Origin of the sequence: uncultured Gimesia sp. (genome assembly GCF_937919775.1) — a bacterium.
Classification (GTDB): Bacteria; Planctomycetota; Planctomycetia; order Planctomycetales; family Planctomycetaceae; genus Gimesia.
The window spans coordinates 1-10,447 of sequence record NZ_CALFPF010000041.1; the positions used below are offsets into that span (position 1 = coordinate 1).

The window sequence follows — 10,447 nt, forward strand, 5'->3', positions numbered from 1 at the left end:
GATTTGATCGCATTATGTCATTGCGCAATCTGGATTTATTATTACTACTTTCGATTTCCCCCGGGTTATTATTTGTTGGTGATCGTCCCATTCTGGGTAATATCTGGCTGTTTGTGGGAACCGGATTGCTCGTGATCCGAATGAGCGTTGATTGTTTTTTTCAACGCAGGCCGCGCGGCGAACAGAACCTGAACAGTTTTGGAATGGCATTTCTCTGTATCTCAATTTTTGCTTTTTTGGTGGTGCGGGTTTTCACGGAGAAACCGGCGCCGGAAACCATTCAAACAGTCAGGCAGGCTGACAGTTTATTGAATATGCAGGACGTCTCTGCGACTCAAGAACAAAAAATGCCGGAAGCCGGTCCTACTGCCCGGCTGTTGACTGCGCCTGTGGTTCCTTTTTCAACAGCCGTCGTAAAAGGGACCACACCTGTTACCAGTCCGGAAACGACTTTGGATCATTCCACGCTGGCTGCCCGCATTATGGCGATTCTGGCACATGCCTTTGTGGTTGTGGGCTTGATCATCATGGGAAAAGTGCATTTTGCCGATATTCAGCTTGGATTGGCGATGGCATTGCTTTACCTCTTGCTGCCTTGTACTGCCTACGATGTCAGTAAGACAAATCATGTATTACCGGCGGCGTTGCTGGTTTGGGCATTTGTAACCTATCAGAAGCCTGTCCTTTCCGGGATTTTTATGGGACTGGCATGCGGGGCCATGTTTTTTCCGGTCTTTCTCTTACCGTTATGGGCCAGTTTTTACAGAAAAAATGGGCTGAAACGTTTTGCTTTATCGGGAGGTGTTGTTGGTATTATCTTACTGGGGAGTTTAATTCTGACATCCGTTGATCGTTATTCATTTACGCAACAGACCATAGGTTCGATCGACTGGTCAGTCCTCAAGTTTGAAGGGGGGCAAAAAATCCCCGGATTCTGGAGTACTTACGATTCAGCCTACCGGATTCCCGTTTTTGTCGGCTTCTTACTTCTCATTGCCTGCCTGACAATTTGGCCGCGCCGAAAGAATTTAGGGCATCTGATGTCACATACGACAGCCATTATTATTGCGACATTGCTGTGGTATCCTCAACAGGGAAGCGTTTATCTGTTGTGGTACTTACCGATGTTGCTCATGGTTGTGTTCCGACCGCGGCTGTTCCATCCTTCTCAGAAGGTCGAAGTAGACCGAAATCAACAGGGGAGCGAAAAGCCCGCGTCCCGATTTCAGGATTCGGTCAATATTGTGAGACATACATCGCAATAGGCGGATTTGTCACCAGTTCTCATCGCGGGATTTATCAGGACTGCTGAGAAAACTCCGGGTCAGCATCAATTGTGATATTGGCCGCAGAGCTTTGGGCTTTTTCGGGCTTTGCCAGAAGAGGTGCTTCAATTTCCGGGGAATCGAAATTGGTTTTACTGCCGACGATGAACATCGGGCGGGCTCTGACCTGATCATAAATACGAGTTACATATTCGCCTAGAATTCCAATTCCCAAAGCATTCAGCATACCGAAAAACGATGCTGTAATGGTGGTCGATGCCCAGCCGGGAATCGCGAGTCCGGTAAAGATTTTATGGTAAAACACAAAGGAGATCAGTCCCAGGCAGACCACTGCCGACAATGCGGCAATGATGTAAAAAACGGTGAGTGGAAAAAATGAGAAGGAGAAAATTGCCGTTTTAGCCAAACCGCATAACTGGGCAAACGAGACGCGGGGATTTTTGTCATAACGAGCCAATCGTTCGACGGAAACACCAATCTGACGGTAACCAACCCAGGACCGCAATCCGGGAAAGTAGCGATCACGGTCGTTGAGTTGTGCAATTTGAATGGCCACTTTGCGGTCAATCAATCCGAAGTTACCGGCATCCCGTGGAATCGATGTGCTGGCAATGAGATTGAGAGTTTTATGAAATGTCTGGAATGCCCAGCGTTTTACGAAATTTTCTTTGCGGTCTGTGCGAATGGCATAGACGACATCATAACCGGCTTGCCACTGTTCAATAAAGTCGACGATGGCAGTGGGACTGTCCTGCATGTCGGAATCCATGATCACGACGGCATCGCCGGTTGTGTGGAGTAAGCCCGCCTGCACTGCTGCCTGGTGTCCAAAATTTTTGGCAAAGTGGAGCACCCTGACGCGTGAGTTCAACTCGGCAAGATCATCCAGGATTTGGCCGCTATGGTCAGAAGAACCATCGTTCACGAAAATGATTTCATAGCCACATCCTGCTGACTGTAACGAGTCTTCAACCGCCTGCAGCAACAGGGGAAGTACTTCCTGCTCATTAAAGACCGGCAGGACAATCGAAATGAGTGAATCGGCAATCGGCTTGCGCAACGTTTTCGAATGTTGAAAATTGGCTGCTCTCATTTGACCAATACTCCCACGAGTGAAAGGCCAAAGGGTACTCCTGTCGAATGAATCAGCTTGCGCTCAATTTGGGCACACGACTTGAGACAGGCATTCGTGAACCGTGAAACGCGGGTGAAACGAGGGGGGGAATCTTCCGTGCGATTCAATATTCTATCTCGTCCGCGACAAACGATGGCAGCGGGGAGAGTAAATGAATTCCAGTGCGTCACCCACTTCACTTTTAATCCCGCCTGCTCGGCGTTTTGACGAAATTTTGATTTTGTATAACGGCAGAAATGTCCCAGTTTTCGGTCCCAGTCAGAATAAAGCATGGGATAGGCGGGAACTGTAATAATAATCCCACCGTCATCCGTCAGAGTTTCTGCTGCATTTTTCAGTAACTGAACCGGGGCCTCCATATGCTCCATTACATCTAACAGGAGAACTGCTTTTGCAGAGGCGGGAGTAACCGGCCAAGGTTGACTGAGTTCGTGTACGTGGAGATTATTCAAACCACGCGAACGGCCGTGTTCCACGGCGTCTTCCATCAGATCAAAACCTGTGACTTCATAACCCAGTCGGCTGAATTCGAGCAAATTACGTGCAGAACCGATTCCCCCTTCTATAATCAGACCGGGAGCGGGAAATTCATTGGTCAGAATTTCCGTGACTAACTTACGTTTGGCGACGTGCCACCAGTAGTTTTCTTCTAAGTCAATCAGTTCAGTCAGGTGTCCTGGATCCACGATTCTCTTGTTTCATTTAGCGAGTGATGGACTAACGGGAATAAAAAAGATAGTGGGATGACGTAAAGAACGAGGTCTCACTGAGCCCAGCATAACAGTGAGGTCAGGAGAACTCTTCTGGTTTCCTGACAAAAATGGCAGATTTTCATCCAATTTAGTCGTATTTATTTTACCTATGCTATCTATATTGTCTATAGTGTTTTGGTGTATTACTGCCCGATGTGGTTAATTTGTGTGTAAATATGTGGAGTAGTAGGTGTGGAAGATCGGCCAATCGGGCAATCATCAGGGTTAACTTGGGTAGCCGCTGTCATTTTTATGCTGATTCTAATTCTGAATGTCCCGCTATTTATCAGAATGCCTGTCGCTACGGATGTTGTGCTCTATGATTTACAGGCACAAATGGTTCTCAACGGGGGAACCTTATATAAGGATATGTTCGAGACGAACCTGCCAGGCATCGTCTGGTTGCATATGTTGGTTCGCTCAATTGTCGGGATGAGTTCTGATGCCATCCGGAGCGTTGATTTGGTCAACTTCAGCGGAAGTGCTCTCCTTCTGATGATGTGGAACCGCCGGAATCATCTTTCCATGACTGGTATGCTCTGGCTGGGCATCGCTTTGTTTTCCTTTTACTTTTCCATCTCCGAATGGTGTCACTTTCAGCGGGATACTCTGATACTCCTCCCTGCACTGGCAGCTGTCTGGCTGCGCCGTCAACAGATTGACCGGCTCATTGAAAGCCTTGAAGCACCGGTTTCCCGCACGTCCATATTCGGCTGGGCTCTTCTGGAAGGGCTTCTGTGGGCGACTGCTTTTTGGATCAAACCATTTGTGGCTGTTCCTGCATTGTGTGTCTGGTTTGGATCTTTGCTGATTGTCCGGCAATCTCGGAAGCTGATGCTTGATTTTTCCGGCTTACTGCTGGGAGGCTTATTTCTGGGGGGAGTCGGGATCTGCTGGATGTGGCAGACTGGTGCCTGGCCTTAGTTTTATGACACATTTACTGGCTGGAATCCGGAATATGTTGCAGCCCGTAAAGCGGGCTGGCAGCCATTACGATTTGCCCAGTTTTTATTTCGCTTTTACCCCTGGTTCCTGTTACATCTCATTGCAGTACCACTCGCCTTTGTTGCCATCAAGGCTTACTGGAGTCTGAGTACAAAAACCGATAGGGATACCCCGCTTGAGTCCGGCCAACGCGATTCGGTTTTGCTGGCTTTATTTTATCTGGGGTGGCTCGTGCAATCTTTCGCATTCCAGCACCTGTTTGATTATGTGCACCCCCCTTCCCATCTGTTGGCAATCACCGTCATTGGAGGTTACCTGGGAAGCCGATTTAAGAACCGGTCCCTTACCTGGGGCTGGAAAGGGGGAATGGCTTTGTTCCTGATGATGGTTGTTTTCTCATTTCCGGCATTCAAGCCTCAACGGGCGATGTTATGGAAGACCTGTCTGTTGAATTCCAGCGATGCCCGGTTAAAGTCGCAGTTGGCTTTATTAGTGCAGGTAGACTGGGAAGATCTCGATGCTGTCAAGCAATATTTGCAATCTCAAAATCTGAAAGACGGACAATTACACTGTTATAACAGCACCCTGGTTTATTTGTATCCGGAGCTCTCCGTCAAACCGGCAACCCGGTTTGTCTTCTTCGATTCGGTTTTGATATTTTGCCCTAACCATCGAAAAGAACTGTATACTGCCATCAATGAAAGCTCGCAGGAATTTATCGTGACTGATCTGATCGACAGTGGTTTTGGCAGGGACGCTGCTTTGGCAAAGTCGTCTAATCCCAGCCAAATCATGCCGCCAGACTATCCGGTCAGCCTCAAAGGAGCCTACCCCTGGTCAAACCCCGTTGTTTTTCGTTCGGGAAGATACCTGGTTCATCAAGTCGCGCGTCCTCTGGGAAAGTTTCTGGGGAGCGGAAAAGTGCCAACAGAGACACAGGTCAAAGAATTTTATCGACAGCAGGAAAAACAGAAACAGCAGAAATAGTCGGATAAGACAGTGCCTCGCTGACGAAATTAGTTCGCGGTGATTCTGCCTGGCCTTATTTTCAAGTGCGGAAGGTTTTAACCCGCATGGTTCTCATGCGAGGAACGCAAAGAGGTCAGCAGCAAAATCAGAATGATGGCGAGTGTTGTCAGCGAGAGGATGCGTCCGATCTTAAATCCGGGAGGAGTGTAGGAAAGGATGACTTCATGTTCGCCAGCCGGAAGGGGAATGGCCCTCAATGAAAAGTCTGCGGGCAGGATGGGGGATTCTTTTTCTTTGATCTGCGCAGACCAGCCCGGATAATAGATGTCTGAGAGGATCAGATACCCCGGCGCATCCAGTTCAGCCTTAATTTGTAACTGGTTGGGAGTCGCCTTGATGATCTCAGCCGCTTTGTAAGCTTGCCGCTTGCCTGCAGGCAGCACATCATGCGGCAACAGCACTTCGTTCTGCGGCTGGACTTTCGCGACCGTGGCGACGATTTGTTCGCTTTGTGCATTCGGATTGAGAGGTTTTGTATTGCCTGTTAAGAATGATCTGGGGAGTGGCTTTGTGTTTTCCAGAATCAAATACGGGATCTGGGACGGTTCAGAGTTTCTCAAGGTAAATTCTTCGGGAATGGATCCTTGTTCGACGGTCTTCCAGCCCTCCAGTTCCAGACGTTGGTCTGTTTGCAGGATCGCGTATTTTACACTCATAAGACTCACCAGGGGGAGACGTGCGGTGCTAAGTTGCGGCTCGCTATAACCTGCCATCATCAGGGCTGCATCTGCCTGCGGAAACGTGGCTGCTGCGAAAAGCCCGAGGCGTGTCAGAGGAACGGGTTCATAACCCTGAATTTTCAGGATTTGACTATTCCAGGCTTCACGATCACTGAGTAACTTCTGGCCGACGAGAACGCGATGCTCGCCCAGGTTCTCTTTCAAAAACTTTGTAATCTTCGTTTCGTCTCGGAATGAAGTCTGCGGAATGGTTCTCAAGATCTGCTGGCTGTGTGCGGAAAGTTCCCAGGACGAAAACGCGCAAAGCAGGATGAGGCTCCCTACTGCTGCTTTACGCGAAACACAGGCTAAGAATACCGCCACGGAAATACCCAGCACAGCCACGATGAATGAGGTCGGATGGAGTTTAATGATTCGTGCCGGATCAAGTTCCAGGGAAACCAGACCTTGCGAAACGAACACCAGATACATCAGGCAAAAAAGGGCTGCAATAAAGCAGATGATTGAAATGTTACGAAACTTTTTTCTGGCAGGATTGAAATACAAAGTCAAAATCGTTTCAGAGCCAAAGCCCGCCAGCATGGCTATCACCAGCGAACAGATCCACAGCAAACGTGCAGGGATGCGAAACATGGAAAAGCCGGGGATGATTTCATAAAACAGCGTGTAAAAAGGCAGTTGTGGTCCGAATGCGAGTAAGAATGACGCGAAACCAATCAGAGTCAATCGAATGGCAGACCGGTTTCTGATGCTGGCAAACATGCCCAGGCAGGCGAGTAATAAAGGCAGGCATCCAAAATAGCAGACCGCTTCCCAGTAATAGCCCCCCGGTCCTCTATAATTGGCCGGCCCTCCCCAGACAAAAGGATCGAGTAGCTGCAGCAGACTGGGTAGCGCGAGGCTGCCACCTTCCAATGCCTTCAAATCAATGCCGCTGGCTCTGACTGCCTGCTGGGTATAGATATAAACGGGAATCAAATCAACGGCGACCAGTCCGATCGTCAGGATTCCCGTGATCAGCCACGCTTTGATTAACCCCCCCGCTGAAATCATTGTTTCTGAATGATCAGTCTGTAATGCGACTATTTCAGCTGGATCTTCTGCAGTCTGCTGTTTTTTTTGAAAAAATGCGATCAGTGATTCAATGGCGACGCAAGCTGTGAGAAACAGCAGTAGATAATAAACTTCCTGAACATGACCGCAGAAGAAGGCCATCGAAATCAGAACCGCCATGAGGGGAACCGCTTTTTTGCGACCTTCAATCAGTAGTTCGTAACCATAAAAGATCCAGGGGAACCAGGCGATCTGGGTGATCGATGTGAAATGGCCTTCGCCGGTTTTCGCAACAAAATAGGGAGCAGCCAGAAAGATGATTCCTGACAGGAGGGAGCTGAAGAAGTTGAGTTGATATTTGCGACCGAGCAGATAAGCTCCCCATCCAGCCCACCAGTGATGAAAAACCAGAGTCCAACTGATTGTGGTCAGTGCGCTGGTGAAAAAGAAAATCCAGTTTCCCGGGTAAAAGAGCGATGATTGCGGGCTTCCCAGCCAAGGCATTCCGAGCAGGGAATAAGGATTCCAGAACGGCAGCTGATCGTGCTGCTCAAGACAAATCTTCTGGTAACTTTTAAAAGCAATAAATTGGTTTGTGGTGTCATTGTGCCCCTGATCCTGTGCGCCAACGAGCACATCCGTGGGATTGGTCAACAAAACCTGAAAGCAAAGACCGGAAATCGCTGCAAGAATCAAAGCGGCTGTTACATTTTGAAACAGTCTGGAATTCATGTGCGTCTTTTCTTAAAAGCCTGAACGAGCCGGGGTTTCAGCCAGGAAATGCGATCCGTTGTTAAAGAAACGATACAAATCAGCGTAAAATGATTTGAATCAGAAACACGAGTCGTGTCCTGATCGTCTACTTTTCCGGGAAATCTAACAGATTGCTGTGACGGGTTTGTCTCAGCCTGCATTCTCACAGAAATAGCATAGATTGTGCCAATAAAGATTTTATTGTGAATGGCCGTTGGCATTTTCCCTCAAAATCCAGGGGAGAAGAGAGAAAGCTTGAATTTCAGACTTGATCAGTTTCGATGTGGAGGCTGCAATCCATGCGGTTCAACGATTTTTCCGTACATTTCAGGGCGCCGGTCTGCCAGTCGATCGATGACATGTTGATCCGGGATGCGATCCACGCGTTTGTTGCGGGCAACCGCAGGGGCAATCGTGGCATACAGGATTTTTTCTTCGGTGCCGGAAGCGCAGGCTAACGTCTCGCCGGAAGGAGCACAGATACTGCTTTTTCCGATGAACTGAAAACCGCGTTCCAGTCCAACTCGGTTGATGGCACAATAATAAATTCCATTTTCCATCGCACGCACATTGATTACGTGCTCTGCCACGCATTCTGCTCCCGAAGGCCAGTTGGTCGGAAGGACGATCAAATCTGCACCCTGCAGAGTCATGCTGCGTGATGATTCCGGAAAAGCACTGTCGTAGCAGATATTAAGTCCGATGTTTGCTGCCGGGTGAGAGTAGACTGCAAATTCACGATCGCCGGGCGTGGCGAATCGATCGACTCCCAGAAAAGGTAAATGGATTTTTCGATAACTTCCCAGGACGCCTTCAGGTGTAATCAGAACGGCTACGTTATAAACACCCTGCTCTGCCAGTTCGAGCATGCCGACGACAACGGAATGATTCAATTCGCGGCAGACCTGTTGCAGCCTTTCAGTAGAAGGGCCCGGAATCGGTTCTGCATAGGGAATGGCTTCTTCGAGACTGGCAAAACAATAACCGGTTAAAGCACATTCCGGGAAAACGGTAAGCTGAGCACCTGCGGAAGCCGTCTCATGCATTTTTTTAATGATGTGACTCAGATTCGCTTCTTTTGCCATCAGAGCGACATTCATCTGTACGCCAGCGATTTTCATATACCTCTATCCCTGAAATTACGATCAAGTGGGGGCGTCGTTTCTTATAATCAAATCCTGCATCTAAAATTCATTATAGGCAGCAGCAGGATATGTTTCTATTTAGTTTTGCCGCTCCCCCATTTCATTATCGATAAATTGTATCAAAGGGAGAGGCGTGTCGGATGGGGCTCGTTTCTTGTGTGGGAGTGGCTTGTTGGGGCGGTATCAGAACACCGGAATCAACCAGAGTGATATAGGTCAGGGTCAATAGAATCGCATAGGCAACCGCATTTCCAAACAGGCCTTTGCCAAACCATTTGAGTGCGCTGCCAGAGGATTTTTTCAGTCGGATGAGAACTCCCTTACGTTCCACGCTGTAGACCTCATCCAGAATAAGATGGGAGAGAAAACCTAATGAGATTCCGCCGGCCATGAGAAATTTGACGGCATATGAATCACTGAAATAGGCGAGGAAAACGGACTCGCCGGCAATGATCAACGCGGGCAGACTGTGAAACATGCCGCGATGAACTGCAAATTTACCCAATACGGCTGATCCACCATACCGGACAGCCGCATATGTGACGACCGCCATCAGAATCGCTGCGTCAGGATCAGCGCCTTTTCGAAACATACACCGCATCGCAACAAACGAAGCGACAGCCGCCGTCAGACTGAAGAGTTCCTTAATCGGACGGCCGGTTTCGGAATCGAGGTCAGGTAACATTCCACCGATCCAGGTCAATACGCCGGCGAGGATACCCTGCGTGGGGGTGAATCCGAAGAAAACACTGGCAATCGAACCGTACCCGATTCCCAGTAATCCACTGACACTGATATGTTCCTTGTAACCGGCCATACTTTTCTTCCCTGAAGTTGCGGTACAATTCTGGAATATGTGAGGCGAGATCCTTCTGCCTGAGATCGTAGCAAAGAATGGTGAACGAGATCAATGGGACTTCAAAATCAGATTACTGCAGGCAGAAACACTTGGTTTTACTCTGAAACGATCCGCAGCACTTCATCCTTTAACGCAGCATTCACAGCCATACCGTTTCCGGTGTAAATCGAAGGATTCCCGGCGAAGTCGATCCAGTGTCCACCTGCTTCTTCAAGAATCGGGACCAGTGCTGCAGCATCCCAGGGGCTCAAAACAGGGTCGATCATGACCTCGGCTCTTCCGGTGGCGACCAGCATATGCCCATAACAGTCTCCCCAGCCGCGCGCCAGATAGGAGTTACGGCACAGATACTCATATGCCTTTTGTTTCCCAATTGTTTCCCAGCGAGTCATGGTCGTTGTACAAAACACGGATTCGGAGAGTTGCGATTTATCGGAAACCCTAGCCCGACGCGGTTCCTGGTCTCTGATTTTCCACCAGGCCCCTTCTCCTTTAATGGCATAAACCACTTCGTCTAAAGCCGGGAAGCGACAGACGCCCATGACGAGTTTGCCGTTTTCTTCCAAGCCCAGGAGAGTTCCAAATAAAGGAACGCCCTGTGTGTACGGTTTCGTGCCATCAATAGGGTCAAGAATCCATTTGAAATCGTTAGTCCCTTCAACGGCTGGAAATTCTTCGCCCAGAATACTGTCTTCTGGAAAAGCCAGGGTAATTTCGGCCCTTAAGATTTCTTCTGCACCGCGATCCGCGATCGTGACCGGAGAATCATCACTCTTTCGATCCACTTTGAGGTCGGGAGACTGGTAATGT

At 48.9% G+C, this 10,447-nt stretch carries 9 protein-coding genes; 3 read left to right on the plus strand and 6 right to left on the minus strand.

Translation table 11 applies throughout. From position 1 onward, the window contains the following. The coding region (locus Q0294_RS01185; RefSeq protein ID WP_299459934.1) for a hypothetical protein at positions 1 to 1,265 on the plus strand (1,265 nt) is incomplete at its 5' end. A gap of 34 nt (positions 1,266 to 1,299) precedes the next feature. Here Q0294_RS01185 and Q0294_RS01190 read toward each other — a convergent pair. Further along, entirely contained in the window at positions 1,300 to 2,379 is a 1,080-nt protein-coding gene (locus Q0294_RS01190) for a glycosyltransferase family 2 protein (RefSeq protein ID WP_299459937.1), read from the minus strand. Then, positions 2,376 to 3,107 carry a class I SAM-dependent methyltransferase gene (locus Q0294_RS01195; protein WP_299459939.1) on the minus strand — a complete coding sequence of 244 codons (732 nt, stop codon included), beginning with the start codon at positions 3,105 to 3,107 and terminating at the stop codon, positions 2,376 to 2,378. The genes Q0294_RS01190 and Q0294_RS01195 overlap by 4 nt, the downstream gene beginning before the upstream one ends. Before the next feature lie 318 nt (positions 3,108 to 3,425). Here Q0294_RS01195 and Q0294_RS01200 point away from each other — a divergent pair, with 318 nt between their 5' ends. Together Q0294_RS01200 and Q0294_RS01205 are read left to right on the plus strand one after the other, a co-directional pair. After that, positions 3,426 to 4,097, plus strand: coding sequence for a hypothetical protein (locus Q0294_RS01200; RefSeq protein WP_299459941.1), 672 nt, complete (start codon positions 3,426 to 3,428; stop codon positions 4,095 to 4,097). A 252-nt stretch (positions 4,098 to 4,349) separates the two neighbouring features. Next, positions 4,350 to 5,105 carry a hypothetical protein gene (locus Q0294_RS01205; RefSeq protein WP_299459943.1) on the plus strand — a complete coding sequence of 252 codons (756 nt, stop codon included), beginning with the start codon at positions 4,350 to 4,352 and terminating at the stop codon, positions 5,103 to 5,105. A 77-nt stretch (positions 5,106 to 5,182) separates the two neighbouring features. Here the strand turns inward: Q0294_RS01205 and Q0294_RS01210 are convergent, their stop codons facing one another. The 4 genes from Q0294_RS01210 to Q0294_RS01225 form a co-directional block, all read right to left on the minus strand. Beyond that, positions 5,183 to 7,612, minus strand: coding sequence for a YfhO family protein (locus Q0294_RS01210; protein WP_299459946.1), 2,430 nt, complete (start codon positions 7,610 to 7,612; stop codon positions 5,183 to 5,185). Between the two features lie 293 nt (positions 7,613 to 7,905). Continuing rightward, positions 7,906 to 8,754 (minus strand): carbon-nitrogen hydrolase family protein, encoded by an 849-nt coding sequence (locus tag Q0294_RS01215; RefSeq protein ID WP_299459948.1) that lies wholly within the window; start codon positions 8,752 to 8,754, stop codon positions 7,906 to 7,908. 127 nt (positions 8,755 to 8,881) lie between these two features. Next, the gene (locus tag Q0294_RS01220) at positions 8,882 to 9,595 is read right to left on the minus strand and encodes a metal-dependent hydrolase (RefSeq protein ID WP_299459951.1); all 714 of its coding nucleotides are present in this window, start codon (positions 9,593 to 9,595) and stop codon (positions 8,882 to 8,884) included. Positions 9,596 to 9,732: 137 nt separating this feature from the next. Continuing rightward, a partial coding sequence (locus Q0294_RS01225; RefSeq protein ID WP_299459954.1) for an inositol monophosphatase family protein occupies positions 9,733 to 10,447 on the minus strand: 715 nt, incomplete at its 5' end.